The sequence below is a fragment of the Saccharothrix saharensis genome, from assembly GCF_006716745.1.
Taxonomy (GTDB): Bacteria; Actinomycetota; Actinomycetes; order Mycobacteriales; family Pseudonocardiaceae; genus Actinosynnema; species Actinosynnema saharense.
In genome coordinates this window covers 5,222,277-5,242,781 of record NZ_VFPP01000001.1, presented here as the reverse complement: position 1 = coordinate 5,242,781, position 20,505 = coordinate 5,222,277, and the positions used below count along the sequence as shown (strand labels likewise).

The following is a 20,505-nucleotide window of genomic DNA, read 5'->3' as shown; positions in this document are numbered from 1 at the left end:
CTCACGCGTGGTTCGTGACTCCCGCGACACCGTCCGGGACCGATGTTTTCCCGGCAGACGACCGGCGTTCACCCAATCGTGTCCAATTGAGTCAGGTCGTGTTCGGACAGGTGCAGATCCGCCGACGCCAGGTTCTCCTCCAGGTGACGGGTGGAGGACGTGCCGGGGATGAGGAGCACGTTCGGCGCGCGGTGCAGCAGCCACGCCAGGGCGACCTGGCGCTCGGTCGCGCCGTGCCGCGCGGCGACCTCGCCCAGGGTCGCGTGCTGCAGCGGCGTGAAGCCCCCCAGCGGGAAGAACGGCACGTAGGCGATGCCCTCCGCGGTGGTGCGGTCGAGCAGCTCGTCGTCCCGGCGCTCGGCGACGTTGTAGAGGTTCTGCACGCACACCACGGGCGCGATCGACAGGGCCTGGTCCAGGTGGTGCCCGCGGACGTTGCTCAGGCCGAGGTCGCGGACCAGGCCCTGCTCGCGCAGCTCGGCGAGCACGGTGAACGGCTCCTCGACCGACCCGGGGTCGTCCGCGCCGCCGACGCGGAGGTTGACCACGTCCAACCGCTCCAGGCCGAGCCGGCGCAGGTTGTCGTGCACGGCGTCGCGCAACTGCCCCGGCTCCCGGGCGGTCACCCAGTCGCCGTCCGGGGTGCGCCGGTAGCCGACCTTGGTGACGATGGCCAGGTGCTCCGGGTACGGGTGGAGCGCGGCCTTGATCAGCTCGTTGACCACGTGCGGGCCGTAGAAGTCGCTCGTGTCGATGTGGTCCACGCCCAGCTCGACGGCGCGGCGCAGCACGGCCTTGGCGTTCTCCGGGTCGGCGGGCGGCCCGAAGACGTGCTTGCCCGCGAGCTGCATGGCGCCGTACCCGACGCGGTTGAGGTTCAGCATGGTGTCCACGATCGCCATCAGCGATCACGCCCGCGTGGATTGGCAGGTTGCTGCCATGCTCGTGGACGTGGAGACGGTGACCGTGGTGCGCGGCGAGGCGGAGCTGTTCGAGCGGACGGCGCACCTGTTCGCGGCGACCAGGACCGAGCTGCTGTGCGCGGCGAACGCGCTGCGCACCTGGATGGGCACCCACCCCCGCACCGGCATCGCGCAGCACCCGCCGGGACTGCGGGTGCGCAAGCTGTTCCGGTTGAGCACGCTGCTCGACGCGAGGTGGGCCGACCACGCGCGGCACATGGCCGACCACGGCGCGGACGTGCGGGTCAGCGCGCACGACGTGAACGAGACGATCGTGCTGGACGGCCGGGTGGTGATCCTGGCGGGGGACGAGTCGCACGGCGCGCGCAGCTACAGCGTGATCACGCAGCCCGAGGTGGTGCACGGGATCACGTCGCTGTTCGAGGCGGCGTGGCGCGCGGGCACCGAGCTGGCCGTGCACGACGCGGAGATGTCCGAGCTGCGGGCGTTCGCGCCGGGGGTGCTGGACGCGTTGAACGAGGGATGGACGGACGAGACGGCGGCACGCGCGCTGGGCGTGTCCCTGCGCACGTACCGCCGCCGCGTGGCGGAGCTGATGGCCGCTCTGGGCGCGTCCTCCCGGTTCCAGGCCGGAGCGCGCGCCCGCGAGCTGGGGTTGGTCTAGCGACCCTGGTTGGCCACGGCCTTGATGGCGTCCGCGGCCGCCTCGGGGTCGAGGTACTCGCCGCCCGGCTTGATCGGCTTCAGCTCGTCGTCCAGGTCGTAGCGCAGCGGGATGCCGGTGGGGATGTTCAGGCCGGCGATCGCCTCGTCCGAGATGCCGTCGAGGTGCTTGACCAGGGCGCGCAGCGAGTTGCCGTGCGCGGCGACCAGGACGGTCCGGCCCGTGCGCAGGTCCGGCACGATGGCGGACTCCCAGTACGGGATCATCCGCTTGACCACGTCCAGCAGGCACTCGGTGAGCGGCAGGTCGGGCCCCAGGTCGGCGTAGCGCGGGTCGCTGTCCTGGCTGAACTCGGTGCCGGGCTCGATCGGCGGCGGCGGGGTGTCGTAGGAGCGGCGCCAGAGCATGAACTGCTCCTCGCCGAACTCCTCCAGCGTCTGCTTCTTGTTCTTGCCCTGCAGCGCGCCGTAGTGGCGCTCGTTGAGCCGCCAGTCCCGGCGCACCGGGATCCAGTGCCGGTCGGCCGCGTCGAGGGCGAGGTTGGCGGTGCCGATGGCCCGCCGCAGCAGCGACGTGTGCACCACCTCGGGCAGCACACCCGCTTCGCGCAGCAGCACGCCGCCGCGCTTCGCCTCGTGCACGCCCTTCTCCGAGAGGGGGACGTCCACCCAGCCGGTGAACAGGTTCTCCGCGTTCCAGACGCTCTCGCCGTGGCGGAGCAACACCAGGGTTCCGACAGCCATGGGCGTCAGCCTGCCAGATGGTCCGGCGCGCCGAACGCCGGTGGTAGGTGTGATCTTGATCGGTGCAGCCGACGGCGGCCGGGTCGGGCCGCCGAAGGGCCCGACCCGAAGCCTGGATCAGCCGCCGAGACCGCCGAGCGCGCCGCCACCGAGCCCGCCGGTCGCGCCACCGAGCGCGCCACCGCCGAGCCCACTGGTCACGCCGCCGAGCACGCTGCCGACCACCTTCTGCACCGCGGCCAGCGGGCTGGTGCGCGGGACGGCGTCCATCGAGGACGCGTTGGCGGCCGGTGCGGCGAGCAGGATGACGGCGGTGGCGCCGGCCGCGACGGCCAGCTTTCCGAGGATGCGCATGCGTGTGTTCTCCGATGTGTGGTTCCGATTCGCACCCGACATGGTTGTGGAGCGTGACCGGACCGGCTCGCCCAGTAGCCGAGATCAACACGATCGAGGGACACCCGACCGCAGAAAGGCCGCGGCAGCGTGTCCGCCACCGGGACGCGCGTGTTCCGCGCTGGTGCGTTCCGTGCGTGTTCCGCTGTTCGGGTCTTCGAGGTGTGGCTTGTGCTGTAACCAGGTGTCGGGCGGGCACGATGTGTCCGGGTACGCGGCGTGGAGGGTGGTGTCCGTGGCGGACGGGTGGGACTTCTTCGTCTCCTACACGCAGGACGATCGGCAGTGGGCCGAGTGGATCGCGTGGGAGTTGGAGGAGGCCGGTCACCGTGTCCTGATCCAGGCGTGGGACATCGTGCCGGGCAGCAACTGGGTCGCCACGATGCAGGAGGGCGTGCAGAAGGCGGAACGCACGATCGCCGTGCTGTCGGCGGCCTATCTGGAGTCGGCGTTCGGTGCGTCGGAGTGGCAGGCCGCGTGGCGCGACGCCCCGCTCGGTGAGAACCGCAAGCTGCTGGTGCTGCGGGTGCAGGACTGCGACCGGCCGGGCCTGTTGGGCTCGGTGGTGTCGGAGGACCTGTTCGACCTGCCCGCCGATGACGCCCGTGACCGGCTGCTGCGGGTGGTGAAGGGTGCGGTCGAGGGCCGGTTGAAGCCCGCCACCGCGCCCGTCTTCCCGGGCCGGACGAGGGCGGTGACCCGGGAGCCCGCGTTCCCGGGTGCGTTACCGGGCGTGTGGAACGTGCCGGCGCGCAACCCGAACTTCACCGGGCGCGCCGGCTCGCTGTCGCGGTTGCGCGAGGCGATGCGGTCGCCGGGGACGGTGGCGGTGCACTCGCTGCGCGGCCTGGGCGGGGTCGGCAAGTCGCAACTGGCGATCGAGTACGTCCACCGCTGTGCGACCGACTTCGACGTGGTGTGGTGGATCCCCGCCGAGCAGCCCTCGCTGATCCCCGACCACCTGGCCGAGCTGGGTGCCGCGCTGGGCATCGACGGCGGTGCCGACCCCACGGCCACGGCCGCCATGGTCCTGGCCGAGTTGCGCGGACGGCGACGGTGGTTGCTGGTCTTCGACAACGCCGAGGACGTCGACGCCCTGCGGCCCTACCTGCCACCCGGCGACGGCCGGGTGCTGATCACCACCAGGCGCAACGGCTTCCGGTCCCTCGGCCCCGTACTGGACGTGGACGTGCTGGACCGCGACGAGAGCGTGGCGCTGCTGCGACGCCGCCTCCCCCGGATGGACGACGACGCGGCGGATGCGCTGGCCGAGTGGCTGGGCGATCTGCCCCTGGCGCTGGAACAGGCGTCGGCCTACCTGGAGGCCACCGAACTCCCCGCCACCGCGTACCTGGAGCTGCTGCGCACGCGTACCGCCGAGATGATCGGCCGCGGGCGGGTCGCCGGTCGTGGGGAGACGTTGGCGACCCTGTGGGACCTGTCGCTGACCGCCTTGCGGGCACGTGACCGGGCGGCGGTGCAACTGCTCGACCTGCTGGCCTGGATGGCTCCCGAACCCGTCCCCCTGGACCTGTTCACCGCCCACCCGGAGGTGCTGCCCGAACCGCTGGCCGAGGTCGCCGCGGACCCGGTCGGGTTCGCCGAGGCGGTCGGGGCGCTGGCCGGCTGGTTCCTGGTCCGGCGGTCCGGCGACGAGGTGACCATCGCCCATCGGCTGCTCCGACAATCACTCCGCGCCCGCACCGCAACGCCGGCACAGGATCCCGCGTCTCCGGCACTGGTGGTCCAGCAACTGCTCGCAGCGGACCTCCCGAGCGCGATCGTCACCGCACCGCAGAACTGGCCCCGCTGGCGGGCACTGCTCCCCCACGTCCTGACCGTGCACGAGGACAGCTCGAACGCCCCGTCCGCCACCGGCAAGCACACCGCGTGGCTGCTCGACCGCGCCGCCACCTACCTCCGGACACACGGCCGTCCCGGTGACGCCCACCCCCTGTTCGAACGCGCGCTGGGCATCACGGAGGCCACCTACGGACCCGACCACCCCACCGTCGCCACCCGTCTCAACAACCTCGGCGGCGCGTTGCGGGACCTGGGCCGACCCGGCGACGCCCAACCCCTCTACGAACGGGCGCTGGGCATCGACGAGGCCACCTACGGACCCGAGCACCCGACCGTCGCCACCGACCTGAACAACCTCGGCCTCGCGTTGCGGGACCTGGGCCGCCCCGGCGACGCCCAACCCCTGTTCAGACGGGCGCTGGGCATCGACGAGGCCACCTACGGACCCGACCACCCCACCGTCGCCATCCGACTGAACAACCTCGGCCTCGCGTTGCGCGGTCTGGGCCGCCCCGGCGAAGCCCAACCGCTTTATGAACGGGCGATGGGCATCGACGAAGCCATCTACGGCCCCGACCACCCCAACATCGCCATCCGCCTGAACAACCTCGGCCTCGCGTTGCGGGACCTGGGCCGGCCCGACGACGCCCAACCCCTGTTCGAGCGGGCGCTGGCCATCACCGAGGCCACCTACGGACCCGACCACCCCACCGTCGCCATCCGACTGAACAACCTCGCGCTAGTACTGCGAGACCTGGGCCGCACCGACGACGCCCAGAGCCTCTTCGAACGAGCGCTGGGCATCACCGAGGCCACCTACGGACCCGACCACCCCGCCGTCGCCACCCGCTTGAACAACCTCGCGCTCCTGTTGCGAGACCTGGGACGCGTCGACGAGGCGCAACAGCTCGCCGAGCGCGTGAAGCGCATCCGGTCCTCCGAGTAGTCGGAACACCCGATGACGCAGAAGGCGACCGGTTCGCCGTGGCGGAACGAACCCTTCAAGGGTCGTTCCTCATCAGGGACCACCACGGTGCAGCACCACCCTCGGCGCGCTTCCGGCGACCGACAGGGCTCGACCGATGTCCGACCTCGCCAGGGAACCCGTTGGCGCGGGTCGGCCATGGTCCAAGCGGCCGACCCGCACCCACCGGTCACCTGATCAACGCACCTCGCGGGCGCGGAGGTCCTTGCGGAGGATCTTGCCGGAGGCGGACTTCGGGATCGCGTCGATGAACTCCACCACCCGCACCTTCTTGTGCGGTGCGACCTGGGAGGCCACGAACGCCATCACGGCGGACTCGTCCAGTGCCGCGCCCGGCTGGCGGACGACGAAGGCCTTCGGCACCTCCTCGCCCTCGTCGTCGCGCACGCCGACCACCGCCGCGTCGGCGATCTCCGGGTGGGTCAGCAGCAGTGCCTCCAGCTCGGCGGGCGGGACCTGGTAGCCCTTGTACTTGATCAGCTCCTTGACCCGGTCCACGATGCTGACCAGGCCGTTCTCGTCGATCACGGCGACGTCGCCGGTGTGCAGCCAGCCCTCGTCGTCGAGCGTGGCGGCGGTGGCTTCGGGGTTGTTCAGGTAGCCCTTCATCACGTTCGGGCCGCGGCACCACAGCTCGCCGCGCTCGCCGACGCCGACGTCCTCGCCGGTGGCCGGGTCCACGAAGCGGCACTCCATGTTGGGCGCGATGACGCCCACCGTGCCGACGGAGATGTCGTCGCGGCCGTCCGGGATGGCGTGGCTGACCGGGCTCATCTCGGTCATCCCGTAGCCCTGCGAGACGCGGCAGCCCAGGCGCTCGGCCACGGCCGCCGCGAGGTCGACGTCCAGCGGCGCGGCGCCGGAGAAGATCGTGTCGATGCCGGACAGGTCGTACTGGTCGACCAGCGGGTGCTTGGCCAGCGCCACGGCGACCGGCGGCGCGATGTAGACGCGGTCGGTGCGGTGGTCCTGGATCACCCGCAGGAACTCGGGCAGGTCGAACTTCGGCAGCGTCACCACGGTCGCGCCGACGTGCAGGCCGTTGTTCATCAGCACCTGCATGCCGTAGATGTGGAAGAACGGCAGCACGGCGAGGATCTTCGTGCTCTCGCCGATCTTGAGCAGCGGTCCGCACTGGACGATGTTCGCCACCAGGTTGCGGTGCGTCAGCATCACGCCCTTCGCCCGGCCGGTCGTGCCGGACGAGTAGGGCAGCACGGCCACGTCCCGCGCCGGGTCGATCACCACCTCGGGCACCGGCTCGGTGTTCGCCAGCAGCGACGACAGGCTGGGGTAGCCGTCGGCCGCGTCCAGCACGACCACGTCGGAGATGCCCGCCTTCTCCGCGCCCGGCGCGGCGTTGGGCAGCAGCACGGACACCGTGAACAGCATCTTCGCGCCGGCGTCGCGGAGCTGGTGCCCGACCTCGTCCGCCGTGTAGAGGGCGTTGATGGTGGTCGCGGTGGCGCCCGCGCGCAGGATGCCGTGGAACACGACGGCGTAGTACGGGGTGTTCGGGCTGAGGATGCCGACGACGTCGCCCTTGCCGATCCCCCTGGCGGCCAGCGCGGCGGCCAGGCGGTCGACCGCCCCGGCCAGTTGGCGGTACGTCAGCGACGCGCCCGAGGTGCCGTCGACCAGGGCGACCCGGTCGGCGCGCTCGCCGAGGTCGGCGAACAGCAACTCGTGCAGCGTGACGTCCGGGACCGCGACGTCGGGGAACGGACTGCGGAAGACCATGCGGCTGCCTCATTCATCCAGGGGGCCGGGATCCCGCCATCGTGAGTCAAGCCACATCGCTGGTCAAGGACGGTGACCGAGCCGCTACAGCGTTACTTAACTCGGCTAAGAACACTCGAACGGAGTAGCGGCACCCCTTGTGGGGATCACCGGCCATCTGCCAAGTTGGCAGGGCCCTGCGGGTCGGCTCCCACGCACTCCGACCGACCGGCGCGGCACCACCGCGGTTCGCCCTCCCCCCGTCGAACCGCGCCCGCAGGGACACCGGGCTCCCCCCGCCCGAACCCACCGCGGGGATCGACGCGGGGCGGCTTGAACTCGCGACTCCCCCTCTCTCCCAAGCCGCCCCGCGCTCCCGCGCGATGATGCTCTCAGTAGCTTTTTCGTCAGGAAACCGTCCCGACCGGGTGCTACGGCGTGCTCGTCGACGCGGCCGCGACGGTCGCCTTCCGACGCCGCCGCCACCAGAGGTAGCCCACCGTCGGCAGCCCCAGCACCACGGCGAACGGCAGCACGGCGCCCAGCACCACCAGCAGCCACGAGAACGCCTCCACCAGCGCCTTCCAGCCGCCCGCGAACGCGTCGAGGAAGTCGTCCTCCTCCGCCACGGCCACGGGCTCGCCGGTCTCGGAGATCGACACGGTCAGCGTCGCCATCGCGGTCTGGCCCTTGAGCGCCTCGTACCGGCGTTGCAGCGACTCCAGCTCGGACTGCCGCGAGGTCAGCTCGGCCTCGATGTCGGTGATCTCGGCCGTGGTCGTGGCGCGGTCCAGCAACCCGCGCACCCGCTCCACGCTGGCCCGCTGGTTGGCCAGCCGGGCCTCGATGTCCACGACCTGCTCGGTGACGTCCTCGGTCTGCAGCTCCCGGCGGCCGACCTCGACGCCCTCCAGCTCGCCGATCGACTCCATCACGGGGTCGAGCCGGTCGCCGGGCACCTTCACCGTCACCGACGCCCGACCGGTTTGCGACCGCTCCTGCGACGAGTACCCGCCCTCGGCGATCACGAGGTCCTTGACCCGCGCCAGCACCGCGTCGGAGTCCGGCGCGCGCAGCTCGACCGTCGCCGTGCGCACGAGCTGCCGGTTCTGCTGCGCCGACGTGCCCGCCCGCTGCGCCTCACCCGCGGACTCCTGCTTCGGCGGCGCGCCGCCGCGCTGCGCGTTGTCCTGCGCCGGAGCGGGCGCCGCCGCCTGGTCGGCGGACGACCCCGCCGAGCCGCCGGCACCGCACCCCGCCAGTGCCGCCACCGCGAAAGCGGCGACCACCAGCCCCACCCGTCTGCCCATGTGACCCTCCCTGGTCCGCGGTCACCGGTGGGACGGGAGGCGGGGTCAGCCCCGTTGCCCGCGCGCGATCACGATTCGGACACCAGGTGGCGGAACGCCTGGAGGTTGGCCAGCGACTCGCCGCGCGAGACCCGCCAGTCCCACTCCCGCTGGATCGCGCCCGCGAACCCGATCTCCAGCAACGCGTTGAAGTCGCCGTCCGCGGCCTCCACCACCTGCCCCAGCACGCGGTCCAGCTCGTCGGGGGTCACGGCGTGCAACGCGACCCGGCCGACGAGGTAGATGTCACCGGTCGTGTCGATCGTGTAGTGCACGCCGTACAGCCTGGCGTTGCGCCGCAGCAGGAACCGGTAGACGTCCTCGTGCGCCTCGTCCGGCTTGCGGCACACGAACGCCTCGACCACGAGCGCGTGCCGGCCGACCACCAGCCAGCAGTTCGTCTGGAGCTTCTTGGCGCCGGGCAGGGTCACGAAGAACCGGCCCGGTTCCTTGTGCTCGTAGCGCAGCTCGCGGTCGTCCAGCGTCGACCGGATCACGTCGTCCAGGCTCAAGCGAAAACCTCCTCGCGGAACACGTCCCCGGCCTCGGCGTACCCGGCGAGGAGCGAATCAGTCGTCCGGTCCCAGGAGAACCGGCGGGCGTGGCCGACGGCGTTGCTGGCCAGCTCCTCGCGGCGAGCGGGGTTCAGCGCGATGGTCGACAGCACCCGCGCCCACGTCCCGGCCTCGTGGCCGTCCACCAGCGCGCCCGACACGCCGTCGCGCACCGCCACCGGCAGCCCGCCGACCGCCGCCGCGACCACCGGCGTGCCGCAGGCCTGCGCCTCCAGCGCCACCAACCCGAACGACTCGTTGTGGCTGGGCACCGCGACCACGTCGGCCGCCCGGTAGACCCGCGCCAGCGCCTCGCCGCCCTGCGGCGGCAGGAACCGCACCACGTCCGAGATCCGCAGCTCGGCCGCCAACCGCACCAGCTCGTCGGGCGTCTTCATGCCCGACCCGGACGGCCCGCCGACCACCAGCACCACCAGCCGCGACCGCAACCCGGGGTCGCGCGCGACCATCTCCGCCGCCGCCCGCAGCAGCACGTCCGGCGCCTTCAACGGCTGGATGCGCCCCACGAACGCCAGCACGACGGCGTCCCGCGGCAGCCCCAGGGCAGCACGCGCGCCGTCGCGGTCACCGGGCGTGAACCGCTCCAGGTCCACGCCCGGCGGCACGACCAGCACCTTCGCCGGGTCCGCGTCGTAGAGCTTGACCAGCTCGGCGGCCTCGACCTCGGTGTTGGCCACCAGCCGGTCCGCCTCGGCGGCGACCTGCTCCTCGCCGATGACCCGCATCCGGGGCTCCGGCGTGTCGTCGGCCGCCAGCGCCAGGTTCTTCACCTTGGCCAACGTGTGCGCCGTGTGCACCAGCGGCACCGCCCACCGCTCCCGCGCCAGCCACCCGACCTGCCCGGACAGCCAGTAGTGCGAGTGCACGACGTCGTAGTGACCCGGCTCGTGCCGCGCCTCGGCCCGCAGCACGCCGGCCGTGAACGCGCACAGCTGACCGGGCAGCTCCTCCTTTCCGAGCCCCTCGAACGGCCCCGCCACCACGTGCCGCACCTTCACGCCGGGCGCGAGCTCGGCCACCGGCGGCAGATCCGACGACGTGGCCCGCGTGAAGATCTCGACCGCGATGCCCCGCTGCGCCATCCGCGTGGCCGTCTGCACGATGTAGACGTTCATCCCGCCGGCGTCACCGGTGCCCGGCTGCTCCAACGGCGAGGTGTGCACCGACAGCACCGCCACCCGCTTCACCGGGAGACCCCCGCGACGAAGCCGGCCAGGTCGGCCGCGAAGCGCTCGGGTCGTTCCAGGAACGGCGCGTGGGCAACTCCGTCGTAGCGGCGCAAGTCGGCTCCGGGGATCAGGGCCGCCGCGTACTCCCCGGCGGCCGGGTCGACCACCTCGTCGGCGGTGCCGTGCACCACCAGTGTCGGCTTGTCCACCGACTTCAGCACAGCGGCGCTGTCCACGTCACGCCGGAACATCTCCCGCCGGACCCGCGGCGGCACCCGCAACGCCGTGCCCAGCATCCGCTGCACCACGTCACCGGCCACCCCGCGGGCCTGGTCGCGGTAGAACCGCGCCAACGCGGGCACCGCCACCTCCGGGTCGTCCGAGAACGCGTCCGGCAACGCCGCCCGCATGACCTCCCCGATCACCCCGCCGGGCCGCCCGCGCCCGATCTCGGTGACTGCGCCGACCAACACCAGCCCGCTGATACCCACGGTCCCGTGTACCCGCAGGTAGTCCGCGATCACCAACCCGCCGTACGACCACCCGACCACCACCGCCGGCCGGCCGACGTGGTCGAGCACGGCCTCCAGGTCGGCCGCCCAGCACGCCGAGTCCCCGTACCCACCGCTGCCCACCTCCGACCGCCCGTGACCGCGCAGGTCGAGCGCGTACGAGCGCAGGGACGGCTGGGACGGCCACACCTCCCCGGACTGGGCCCAACCGTGCACCAGCACGACCGCCGGGGCATCGACCGGCCCGGACTCGCGGACCGACAGCCGGACGCCCTCGGCGCCGAGGAGAGTGTTTCGCACGACCTACGACAACGCGCGGATCAGCGCATCACTTCCCGGAGCAGGCGATTTTCCGCCACCACCGCCGCGGGATCACCGCGAAGCGGGCTCGGGCCCGACCGGGCACCGGCCCGCGACCACCCCTCACAGGGCCGACATCGTCTGCCACTGCGCCCACGGGATCTGCCAGTCGTACCACTCGTACTGCGCCGGCAACGTCGTGATCGACCCGGTCACCTCCACCGGGTCGCCGACCAACGCGCTGTCGTAGTAGGCCTTCGCGTCGGCCTCCAACAGGTTCGCGCACCCGTGCGACGTGTTGGCCTTCCCGATGTTCCCCGCGTTGTCGTTGTTCTCGTGGATGAACTCACCGTGGTTGGAGATCCGCACGGCCCACTTCTTGACCACGTTCGTGTACCCGTACCGCGGGTTGTCGAAGCTGAACTGCTCGAACTTCTCCATCACCACGAACGTGCCGTTGGGCGTGGTCAGCTCCGGGTCGTCGGGCTTGCCGAACGACGCCGGGTACGTGGCCACGGTCTGCCCGTCGCGCTGCACGACCATCTGGTGCGTCGGGTTGTCGATCTTCACGACCTGGTTCCGGCCGATGGTGAAGTCGCTGGTCACGTCCGCGCGCCCGAACGCACCACCGCCGTAGGGCACCCCGTACAGCTTCGCCTCGACGTGGACCTGCGTGTTCGCGGGCCAGTACGTCTCCGGCCGGTAGTGGACCTCGTGCGAGTTCAGCCACGCCCAACGACCCTGGACGCCCGCCGAGTTGGTCACCGTCAGCGCCTTCTCCACGGTGGCCCGGTCCGAGACGTCGGCGTCGAACTCGACCTTGATCGGCACGGCGACGCCCACGGTCTGGTTGTCGCCGGGGAACAGGGTGGCGCGCACCTGGGACGCCGGGTTGACCGTGGTGAACCCGCCCTTGAGCTCGACCGGGCGCCCGTCGGTCCCGGTCGCCCGCCCGCTGTAGGCGTAGGCCTTGCCGAAGCCGAGCGGCTCGGTGCTGGTCCAGGTCTTCCTGTCCTCGGAGAGCTTGCCGGCGACCGCCTTGCCCTCCGGGTTGGTGACCGCCACCTGGTCGATCGCGCCCTCGGCCACGGTGACCTGGACCGGTTGGTTCACCGGCGCGTCGGCCGCACCGTCCGGGGGCGCGGTGGTGAACTTGGCCACCGGCGGCTTGTCGCCGCCGACCGGCTTCGCCGTGCCCTGTTCCACCTTCACCGAGCAGCCGGCCACCAGGGCCAAGCCGAGCAGCAGAGCCGCCACTGTCCTGTGCACGTTTCACGACCTCCCGATCGAAGGACGTCCCACTCGACGCCCGGTGCGAGTGATCCGCGTCACGCACGGGCCCGCACATAGGATCATCGGTGTGAACCGTCCTATCGCAGTCGTTACCGGAGCCAGCGCGGGGATCGGTGAGGCGACCGCCCGCCGGCTCGCCGCCGAGGGCTTCCACGTGGTGCTGGGCGCCCGGCGGCTCGACCGCCTCCAGGCTATCGCGGACGGGATCGGGGGTACCGCGGTCGAACTGGACGTCACCTCCGCTCCGTCCGTCGAGGCCTTCCTCGACGCGGTGCCCGCGGTGAACGTGCTGGTCAACAACGCGGGCGGCGCGCGCGGCCTGGCCACCGTCGCCGAGGCCGACGAGGAGCACTGGCGGTGGATGTGGGAGACGAACGTGCTGGGCACGTTGCGCGTCACCAAGGGCCTGCTGCCGAAGCTGATCGCCTCGGGTGACGGGCACGTGGTCAGCGTCACCTCGATCGCCGCCTACGAGGCCTACGACAACGGTTCCGGCTACACCTCGGCCAAGCACGCCCAGTCGGCCCTGCACCGCACCCTGCGCGGCGAGCTGCTCGGCCGGCCGGTCCGGGTGACCGAGATCCTGCCGGGCATGGTGGAGACCGACTTCTCGGTGAACCGGTTCGACGGGGACGCCGACCGCGCGGCCGCCGTCTACCAGGGCGTCACGCCGCTGACCGCCGACGACGTGGCGGACGTGATCGCGTTCGCGGTGACCAGGCCACCGCACGTGAACCTGGACCGGATCGTGCTCAAGCCCCGGGCGCAGGCGTCGGCGACCCGCGTCCACCGGGCGTGATCAGCTCCACGTCCAACTGGTCGAGCACCGGGCCGATCGGGTTGGCGAACCCCCGGTCCGGGCTCCCGCCGCAGTAGAGCCCCACCACCCGGTTCGCGTCGTCCAGCAGCACCGCGCCCGAGTCGCCGTGGTCGGCGAAGCCGGGCGTCTCGATCCGGATCTGGTCGTGCAGCGTCCGCACGCCCAGCCCCACGCCGAAGTCCAGCGTGATCGCCGCGTCCGTGGACGCCACCACGCCTTCGGTCACGGCGGTCGTCCGGCCGCGCTTGCGCACCCGGTCGCCCACCCTGGCTCGAGCCCGGCCGGTGACCGGCCCCAGCCCCACCACCTCGGGCCGCGCGCGCGGCGTGGTCAGCACGATCGCGGCGGCGTCCACCTGCGCCGACAGCGCGGCCCGTGCCAGCGCGCCGACCCGGTCGCGCACCGGGTGGCCGCCGTCCACGCGGGACGGGTGCACCATCGGGTCGCCGACCGCCCAGGCGTCGTCCACGCAGGCCACGTGGAAGGCCGTCAACGCCATCACCCCGTGCCTGCGGCGCGGCCGGACCAGCGCGCCGAGCGTCCCGGCCACCACGTAGTCGTCGACCTCGGCGACGTCGGGCGGCACCAGCCGGACCGCCCGGCTCGGACCGATCCCGATGCCGCCCGCCGGCGTCTCGTGCCGCTCCGCGCCGCTCACGCCCTCCGGCGACGCGATGGTGTGGTGCGGCCAGAGCGTGTCCTCGACCACGTCGGTCGGCACGCCGAGCACGTCGGGCGGGATGGCGAACTGGGCGGCGGGCCCCTTGCGGCGGACGAACACGACGATCGCCAGCTCACCGGTCACCCGGCCGCCGACGGTCTTCTCGCCGAGGTCGACACCCACCACGCCGGGCCGGCTCAGGAAATCGTCCTCAACCAGCTTCTTGATCGGCCTGACGGCCGCGCGATCGTCGTCGGGGTAGGCCATGACGACCTCCAACGGGTGCCCCTACCTCCATGAAACGCGTGGAGTGAGGATTCGTCACACCGAGTCACCCGTTCGGCCGTCAACCCAGGTCGCAGCCCACCAGCACGGGCTCCGGGTGCAGCTCCACCCCGAACGCCGCCCGCACCCCGTCGCGCACCTCGCGCGCCAGCTCCAACAAGTCCTCCGTGGACGCCCCGCCCCGGTTCGTCAGCGCCAGCGTGTGCTTGCCCGACAGCGCCACGCGCCCACCGCGCCCCCGGTGGCCGCGCCCGAACCCGGCCCGTTCGATCAGCCACGCCGCCGACAGCTTCGCGAACCCCGCGCCCGCCGGGTACGTCGGCACGTCCACGTGCGGCCCCAGCCGCTCCGCGATCCGGATCAGCACCCCGGCCAGCGTCGAGTCGTCCAGCATCGGGTTGGTGAAGAACGAGCCCGCGCTCCACGTGTCGTGGTCGGCCGCGTCGAGCACCATGCCCTTGCCGCGCCGCAGCTCCAGCACGGCCTTGCGGGCCGCGTCGGCGGGCACCCGGTCACCCGGCGCGACGCCCAGCACGCGGGCCAGCTCGGCGTACCGGATGGGCGCGGACTGGCCGCCCGCGGTCAGCGCGAACCGGGCCCGCAGCACCACCGCGTGGTCGGTGCCCTTCAGCACGCTCGTGCGGTACGCCAGCCCCAGCCCGTCCGCGGGCACCTGGTGCACCCGGCCGGTGCGCCGGTCCAGCAGGTCGACCGACGTCAGCACCTGCGCGACCTCGACGCCGTACGCGCCGACGTTCTGCACCGGCGTCGCCCCGACCAGGCCGGGGATGCCGGACAGGCACTCCAGCCCGCCCAGCCCCTGCGCCACGGCCTCCGCGACGACCGAGTCCCAGTCCTCGCCCGCCTCCACGGTGAGCTGCACGAGACCGTCGCCCAACGGGTCGAGCCGGCGGCCGGACGTGCCGACCGCCACCACCGTGCCGGGGAACCCGGCGTCGGACACGACCAGGTTCGACCCGCCGCCGAGCAGCAGCAGCGGTTCGCCGTCGGCGTCCAGGGAACGCACGGTCTCGACCAGTTCGGCGGCTGTGGTGGCGCGCGTGAACCTCGTCGCAGGGCCACCGAGCCGCAGCGTGGTGCACTCGGCCAGCGGCACACGGGCACTGGAGGGCGGGGTGGTCACGACCGAGAACGGTAGCCTCCGCGACATGGCACGCCGCATCGAGCACCGAACCACGTCCCGCCGGCCCGCGCGGGACGTGTACGCAGCGCTGGTGGACCAGACGTACCTGCGCGACCGGCTCGCCGAGCTGGGTGGCACGAACCCGGAGCTGGTCGCCTTCACCACCACCGACCAGACCACGTCCTACCAGCTCAGGCAGGGTGTGCCCGCGGACAAGCTGCCGTCGGTGGCGCGCGGCCTGCTCGGCGGGGACCTCGTGATCGACCGCGCCGAGTCGTGGACCGAGGCCGGGTACGCGGGCACGGTCGAGGTGACGCTGAACGGCGTCCCGGGCCGGCTGGACGGCACGATCACGCTCGCCGACACCGCGAGTGGGAGCGAACTCACCCTCACCGGTCAGGTCAAGGTGGGCATCCCGATCATGGGCGGCAAGCTGGAGGCGATGATCGCCGAGCAGGTCGCGCTGCTGCTGGACAAGGAAGCCGAGTTCACCACCGAATGGCTCGCGCGCCGCGCCTAGCCGCGGGCCGGGCCCGCGCGCTCGGCCTGCCGACGAGGGGCACCACCAACCCGAACCGCCTGCGCCGGGTCGACCGGTGGGTCGCGCACGCCCACCGCGACCTGTTGACCGCACCCGACGCGCTGGTGGTCGACCTCGGCTACGGCTCGTCCCCGATCACCACCGTCGAGATGGCGGCACGGCTGCGCGCGGTCAACCCGGGTGTGCGCGTCCTCGGCCTGGAGCTGGACGCCGACCGGGTCGCCGCGGGCAAGGAGGTCGCCGACCCGCCGCTGCTGGAGTTCCGGCGCGGCGGGTTCGAGCTGGCGGGCGCGCGCCCCCTGCTGCTGCGGGCGTTCAACGTGCTGCGCCAGTACACCGAGGAGCAGGCCGCCGAGGCGTGGGACACCATGGTCGGCCGGCTCGCGCCCGGCGGTGTGCTGGTCGAGGGCACGTGCGACGAGATCGGCCGCCGCTGCTGCTGGGTGGCGTTGACCGCGGACGGGCCGCGGACGTTCACGCTGTCGTGCCTGCCCGCCGACCTGGAGACACCGGGTGACCTGGCCGAACGGCTGCCCAAGGCGCTCATCCACCACAACGTGCCGGGTGAGCGGGTGCACGCCCTGCTCGGCGAGCTGGACGCGTGCTGGGCCACGTGCGCGCCCTTCGCGCCCTACGGTCCGCGGGCGCGGTGGGTGGAGTCGGTGCGGCTGCTGGCCGAACGCGGCTGGCCCGTGCTGGACGACCGCAAGCGGTGGCGGCTCGGCGAGGTCACCCTGCCCTGGGAGGTCGTGAGTCCCTAGGCTGTGCGGAGTGGACCACGCCGATTTCGTGCAGCACCTCAGGACCGAGTACGCCGCACTGCGCGCCGCGGCGGTCGCCGCCGGGTCGGACGCCCCGGTGCCGACCTGTCCCGGGTGGACGGTGCGTGACCTCGTCGACCACGTCGCGAGCACGCACTCCTGGGCGTTGCGGGCGCTGCGCACGCCGGCGGACGGCGAGCGGCCCAGGCCCGACGACCGCCCCGCCGACTGGGACGAGCTGCTCGACTGGTGGGACAAGGTGGTCACCGAGCTGGCCGACACCCTGGCCTGGACCACGTCGAACACGCCCGCGTGGACGTTCGCCGAGCCTCGGACGTTCGCCTTCTGGTCGCGCCGGCAGGCGCACGAGACCGCGATCCACCGGCTGGACGCCGAGCACGCCCGCCACGGCGCGGACGTGCCGTCGCTGCTGTTCGACGTCGAGTTCGCGGCCGACGGGGTGGACGAGTTCCTGACCCGGATGCTGGTGCGCGTCGCGCGGCGCAAGCCGGTCGAGCGGGCCGGCCGGGTGCTGTTCCACGCCGCCGACGCGGGTCGCGCCTGGGAGGTGCGGCTCACGCCGGGGGAGGCGCCGGAGGTCGGCCCGATCACCGGGTCGGCGACCGACGAGGACGCCACCGTGGCGGGCACGGCCGACGCGCTGTACCGCGCGGCGTGGGGCAGGCCCAGCGGCGCCATCACATCGGGTGACAGGTCTCTGCTGGACGCGCTGCCGCGACCGTAGATACTTCCGGTCGTGCCCCTGCCTGAACGACGCTACGTGATCACCTTCGGCTGCCCCGACCGCACCGGCATCGTGGCGCGGATCTCCTCGTTCCTGGCCGAGCACGGCGGCTGGATCGTCGAGGCGGCCTACCACACCGACCCGACCACCAACTGGTTCTTCACCCGCCAGGAGGTGCGGGCGGACTCGCTGCCGTTCGACGTGGACGAGCTGCGCGCCCGGTTCGCGGAGGTGGCGCGGGACCTGGGCGCGCACCCCGGGTCGTGGCGGGTCTCGGACTCCGGCGAGCGCAGGCGCGTGGTGATCCTGGTGTCCAAGGAGGGGCACTGCCTGTACGACCTGCTGGGCCGGGTGGCGTCGCACGAGCTGGACGTCGACGTGGCCGCGGTCATCGGCAACCACGCCGACCTGGCCGGGATCACCCGGGCGCACGGCATCCCGTTCCACCACGTGCCGTTCCCGACGAACGACCCGGAGGGCAAGGCTGCGGCGTTCGCGCAGCTGCGGCAGCTCGTCGACGGCCACCGGCCGCACGCGGTGGTGCTGGCGCGGTTCATGCAGATCCTGCCCGCGGAGCTGTGCGCGGCCTGGGCCGGGCGGGCGTTGAACATCCACCACAGCTTCCTGCCGTCGTTCGTGGGCGCGCGGCCGTACCACCAGGCGCGCGGCCGGGGCGTGAAGCTGGTCGGCGCGACCTGCCACTACGTGACCGCCGACCTCGACCAGGGCCCGATCGTGGAGCAGGACGTGATCCGGGTCGACCACACCGACTCGATCAACGACATGGTGCGCAAGGGCCGTGACATCGAGAAGGTCGTGCTGGCGCGGGGTCTGCGGTGGCACCTGGAGGACCGCGTCCTCGTGCACGGGAACCAGACCGTCATCTTCTGACGAAACCCCGATCCGGGGCGGGCGCCCGCACGTAGGCTGCGCCGGTGCGCACCGAGTACACCGACCTGGAGCAGGTCCGCGCGGCGACCGAGTTGAGGAACGCCGTGCTCGTCGGGCTCGACCTGGGCGAGGAGGAGCTGCGCGTGCCGATGGACGGCGCGCTGTTCCTCGGCTGCACGCTCTCGCCGCTCGCCCAACGGCGTGCGGCGGCGGCCGGTGCGCTGGTGTTCCCGGCCATCCCCGACCTGCCCTACGACGTGTACCGGTCGCGGCTGTACACGCCCGCGGAGCTGTTCGCCGGGTTCGACCCGGACGACCCGGTCTCCTACGCCGAGACCCCGGACGCCCGGATCTACCGGCACAGCCGCGCCCAGGGCCACAACCCGGACCCGCTGCACGCGCTCGCCGAACGCCTGCACGACCACGCGATCACCGAGGCGCTGGCCGCCGTCCTGCCCGAACGGCCGGTCGCCGTGATGGGCGGGCACGCGCTGGGCCGCGACACGGACGGCTACCGGCGGGCCGTGGAGCTGGGCGCGGCGCTCGGCGCGGCCGGGTTCACCGTGCTGACCGGCGGCGGACCGGGCGTGATGGAGGCCGTGCCGCTGGGTGTGCGGATCGGCGTGGACGAGCCGACGTTGGGGGACCTGGCGAAAGCACCGAAGTTCGGCGGCGACGCCGAGTCGATCGGCCGCTGGATCGCCGCGTGCCCCACCGACCTGCCCACCTCCGGCAGGCCGCGGACGATCGGCATCCCGACCTGGTTCTACGGCCACGAGCCGCCGAACCCGGCGTGCGAGCTGCACGCCAAGTACTTCGCCAACTCGGTGCGCGAGGAAGGCCTGCTCACCGTCGCCACCGGCGGGATCATCTACACGCCGGGCAGCGCGGGCACCGTGCAGGAGGTCTTCCAGGACTACTGCCAGAACCACTACGGCTCGGTCGGCCCGGCCGCGCCGATGGTGTTCCTGGGCGAGGCGTTCTGGGTGGACGAGGTCCCGGCCGCGCCCCTGGTGCGCAGGCTGGCCGCCGGCCGTGAGGCGGAGCGCTGGATCCTGGTCACCGACGACGCCGACGAGGCGGTCGACTTCCTGCGCGGCTACGCGGGCTGACCCGCCGCCCGCGCCCGGTCCGCGCTCACTTCAGCCCGAGCCGGCGCAGCTCCACCGCCGCGCGCCGCTCCACGTGCGCCCGCCCGTACTTGCGGATCAGCGCCAGGTAGAACAGCGGCGGCCCCACCGACGACCACCGGTCGCGCCGCTGCGGCGACAGCAGCATCCGCACGACCGGGGCGACCTCGAACGCCTCGAACTCCATCCGGTCGTGCTCCCACTTGTCCGCCACGCCCTTCGACCGGCGTTCCACCAGGTCGGCGCCGGTCAGGTCGTGCAGGAACGCGACGAACAGCGCACCCCACTGCTGCCGCCGGGTGTCGATGGTGAACGCGAGCAGCTCCAAGTGGTACTCGGTCTCCTCGATCGCCAGCTCCTCGACGATGCCGCGCCGCATCACGTCGTAGAGGTTCGGGGCGGACCTGCCCCGAGAGTCGAGCTGCCGCGACAGCGCCTCGTTCGCCGAGGAGCTCCACGTGCCGGGCTGCGACCCGACGCGCGTGCTGCGCTGCTGCACGACGAGCAGGTTGTCCGCCGTGATCACGGCGACGTTCGTGCCGAAGCTGCAGTTGAGGAAGTCGGGCACGTCCAGCGGCGTCGTCGGGGCCAGGTAGCGCTCGCGCGGGGTGGTGCCGTCGGCGAACTCGCGATCGAGCTGTTGCGCGGTCAGGAAGGTGTAGTAGTCGGCGGGCCGCAGGCGCAGCGCCACCTCCGGCGACTCGTCGAGCGCGGTGCGGCTCACGGTGAACCCGCTCACGGCGTAGTTCGGGCCGTTCCAGAACGCGTGCTCGCCCGCGGCGCGCCTGCGTTCCTGCTCGGCCGCCACCTCGTCGCGCCAGGGGACCATCTCGGCGGGCAGCTCGACCGGGTCGTGGTCGACCACCACGCGCACCGACTGCTCGTTGATGACCTGCTCGCCGTCGCCCTCGACGATCAGCATCGGGCACTTCAGCGGGCCGAGGTGGAACTCCGCCCGCTGTTCGGGCAGGCCGCCCCGGGCCACCAGGCGCCGCACCCGCCTGCCCACCCGGGAACGGCGGTCCTTCAGGTAGTCCTCGAAGAACACGGTCAGCAGCAGACCCATCAGCGCGCCGAGGACCAAACCGGCCACCCCCGA

General features: G+C 72.6%; 20 protein-coding genes. 8 read left to right on the top strand and 12 right to left on the bottom strand.

What is annotated here, in order from left to right:
• Positions 1 to 68 precede the first annotated feature (68 nt).
• The gene (locus tag FHX81_RS23345) at positions 69 to 902 is read right to left on the bottom strand and encodes an oxidoreductase (RefSeq protein ID WP_246107947.1); all 834 of its coding nucleotides are present in this window, start codon (positions 900 to 902) and stop codon (positions 69 to 71) included.
• 37 nt (positions 903 to 939) lie between these two features.
• On the opposite strand from FHX81_RS23345, the gene FHX81_RS23340 reads away from it, so the two are divergent.
• Entirely contained in the window at positions 940 to 1,587 is a 648-nt protein-coding gene (locus FHX81_RS23340) for a helix-turn-helix domain-containing protein (RefSeq protein ID WP_170232145.1), read from the top strand.
• On the opposite strand, the gene FHX81_RS23335 is transcribed toward FHX81_RS23340, so the two are convergent.
• Positions 1,584 to 2,330 carry a phosphoglyceromutase gene (locus FHX81_RS23335; protein ID WP_141980172.1) on the bottom strand — a complete coding sequence of 249 codons (747 nt, stop codon included), beginning with the start codon at positions 2,328 to 2,330 and terminating at the stop codon, positions 1,584 to 1,586. The two genes, FHX81_RS23340 and FHX81_RS23335, sit on opposite strands and share 4 nt — an antisense overlap.
• Positions 2,331 to 2,447: 117 nt before the next feature.
• Complete coding sequence (locus FHX81_RS23330; protein ID WP_141980171.1) at positions 2,448 to 2,684, bottom strand: hypothetical protein; 237 nt, start codon at positions 2,682 to 2,684, stop codon at positions 2,448 to 2,450.
• Between the two features lie 274 nt (positions 2,685 to 2,958).
• Between FHX81_RS23330 and fxsT the strand changes: the two genes are divergently transcribed.
• On the top strand, positions 2,959 to 5,472 hold the full coding sequence (gene fxsT, locus FHX81_RS23325; RefSeq protein WP_211363547.1) for an FxSxx-COOH system tetratricopeptide repeat protein: 2,514 nt from the start codon (positions 2,959 to 2,961) through the stop codon (positions 5,470 to 5,472).
• A gap of 216 nt (positions 5,473 to 5,688) precedes the next feature.
• Here the strand turns inward: fxsT and FHX81_RS23320 are convergent, their stop codons facing one another.
• The 6 genes from FHX81_RS23320 to FHX81_RS23295 all read right to left on the bottom strand — a co-directional run bounded on the left by FHX81_RS23320 (position 5,689) and on the right by FHX81_RS23295 (position 12,404).
• Complete coding sequence (locus tag FHX81_RS23320) at positions 5,689 to 7,251, bottom strand: 4-coumarate--CoA ligase family protein (RefSeq protein WP_141980169.1); 1,563 nt, start codon at positions 7,249 to 7,251, stop codon at positions 5,689 to 5,691.
• Between the two features lie 410 nt (positions 7,252 to 7,661).
• Positions 7,662 to 8,540 carry a DUF4349 domain-containing protein gene (locus FHX81_RS23315; protein ID WP_141980168.1) on the bottom strand — a complete coding sequence of 293 codons (879 nt, stop codon included), beginning with the start codon at positions 8,538 to 8,540 and terminating at the stop codon, positions 7,662 to 7,664.
• Positions 8,541 to 8,608: 68 nt separating this feature from the next.
• Positions 8,609 to 9,091 (bottom strand): type III secretion system chaperone family protein, encoded by a 483-nt coding sequence (locus FHX81_RS23310; protein ID WP_141980167.1) that lies wholly within the window; start codon positions 9,089 to 9,091, stop codon positions 8,609 to 8,611.
• Entirely contained in the window at positions 9,088 to 10,341 is a 1,254-nt protein-coding gene (gene mshA / locus FHX81_RS23305) for a D-inositol-3-phosphate glycosyltransferase (protein ID WP_141980166.1), read from the bottom strand. Before mshA ends, FHX81_RS23310 begins: the two co-directional genes overlap by 4 nt.
• Positions 10,338 to 11,135 carry an alpha/beta fold hydrolase gene (locus FHX81_RS23300; RefSeq protein ID WP_141980165.1) on the bottom strand — a complete coding sequence of 266 codons (798 nt, stop codon included), beginning with the start codon at positions 11,133 to 11,135 and terminating at the stop codon, positions 10,338 to 10,340. The genes mshA and FHX81_RS23300 overlap by 4 nt, the downstream gene beginning before the upstream one ends.
• A gap of 123 nt (positions 11,136 to 11,258) precedes the next feature.
• Positions 11,259 to 12,404 (bottom strand): L,D-transpeptidase, encoded by a 1,146-nt coding sequence (locus FHX81_RS23295; RefSeq protein WP_141980164.1) that lies wholly within the window; start codon positions 12,402 to 12,404, stop codon positions 11,259 to 11,261.
• 91 nt (positions 12,405 to 12,495) lie between these two features.
• On the opposite strand from FHX81_RS23295, the gene FHX81_RS23290 reads away from it, so the two are divergent.
• Entirely contained in the window at positions 12,496 to 13,227 is a 732-nt protein-coding gene (locus tag FHX81_RS23290; protein WP_141980163.1) for an SDR family NAD(P)-dependent oxidoreductase, read from the top strand.
• Here FHX81_RS23290 and FHX81_RS23285 read toward each other — a convergent pair.
• Both FHX81_RS23285 and FHX81_RS23280 read right to left on the bottom strand, forming a co-directional pair.
• Positions 13,181 to 14,176 carry a trypsin-like peptidase domain-containing protein gene (locus FHX81_RS23285; protein ID WP_141980162.1) on the bottom strand — a complete coding sequence of 332 codons (996 nt, stop codon included), beginning with the start codon at positions 14,174 to 14,176 and terminating at the stop codon, positions 13,181 to 13,183. The two genes, FHX81_RS23290 and FHX81_RS23285, sit on opposite strands and share 47 nt — an antisense overlap.
• Before the next feature lie 79 nt (positions 14,177 to 14,255).
• Positions 14,256 to 15,365: a UDP-N-acetylmuramate dehydrogenase gene (locus tag FHX81_RS23280; RefSeq protein ID WP_246107946.1), complete on the bottom strand. Its 1,110-nt coding sequence runs from the start codon at positions 15,363 to 15,365 to the stop codon at positions 14,256 to 14,258.
• Between FHX81_RS23280 and FHX81_RS23275 the strand changes: the two genes are divergently transcribed.
• Genes FHX81_RS23275 through FHX81_RS42645 form a run of 5 tightly spaced genes read left to right on the top strand, consistent with a single transcriptional unit; the run spans position 15,364 to position 19,388 of the window.
• A complete protein-coding gene (locus FHX81_RS23275; RefSeq protein WP_170232143.1) occupies positions 15,364 to 15,858 on the top strand; it encodes a DUF2505 domain-containing protein in 495 nt (164 codons plus the stop codon). The genes FHX81_RS23280 and FHX81_RS23275 overlap by 2 nt on opposite strands.
• Entirely contained in the window at positions 15,837 to 16,640 is an 804-nt protein-coding gene (locus FHX81_RS23270) for a class I SAM-dependent methyltransferase (RefSeq protein WP_141980159.1), read from the top strand. The genes FHX81_RS23275 and FHX81_RS23270 overlap by 22 nt, the downstream gene beginning before the upstream one ends.
• Before the next feature lie 10 nt (positions 16,641 to 16,650).
• Complete coding sequence (locus tag FHX81_RS23265; protein ID WP_141980158.1) at positions 16,651 to 17,385, top strand: maleylpyruvate isomerase family mycothiol-dependent enzyme; 735 nt, start codon at positions 16,651 to 16,653, stop codon at positions 17,383 to 17,385.
• A 12-nt stretch (positions 17,386 to 17,397) separates the two neighbouring features.
• Positions 17,398 to 18,276 carry a formyltetrahydrofolate deformylase gene (gene purU, locus FHX81_RS23260; RefSeq protein WP_141980157.1) on the top strand — a complete coding sequence of 293 codons (879 nt, stop codon included), beginning with the start codon at positions 17,398 to 17,400 and terminating at the stop codon, positions 18,274 to 18,276.
• Between the two features lie 44 nt (positions 18,277 to 18,320).
• On the top strand, positions 18,321 to 19,388 hold the full coding sequence (locus FHX81_RS42645) for an LOG family protein (RefSeq protein ID WP_141980156.1): 1,068 nt from the start codon (positions 18,321 to 18,323) through the stop codon (positions 19,386 to 19,388).
• Positions 19,389 to 19,413: 25 nt separating this feature from the next.
• Here the strand turns inward: FHX81_RS42645 and FHX81_RS23250 are convergent, their stop codons facing one another.
• Entirely contained in the window at positions 19,414 to 20,499 is a 1,086-nt protein-coding gene (locus FHX81_RS23250; RefSeq protein WP_211363546.1) for a hypothetical protein, read from the bottom strand.
• Positions 20,500 to 20,505 lie beyond the last annotated feature (6 nt).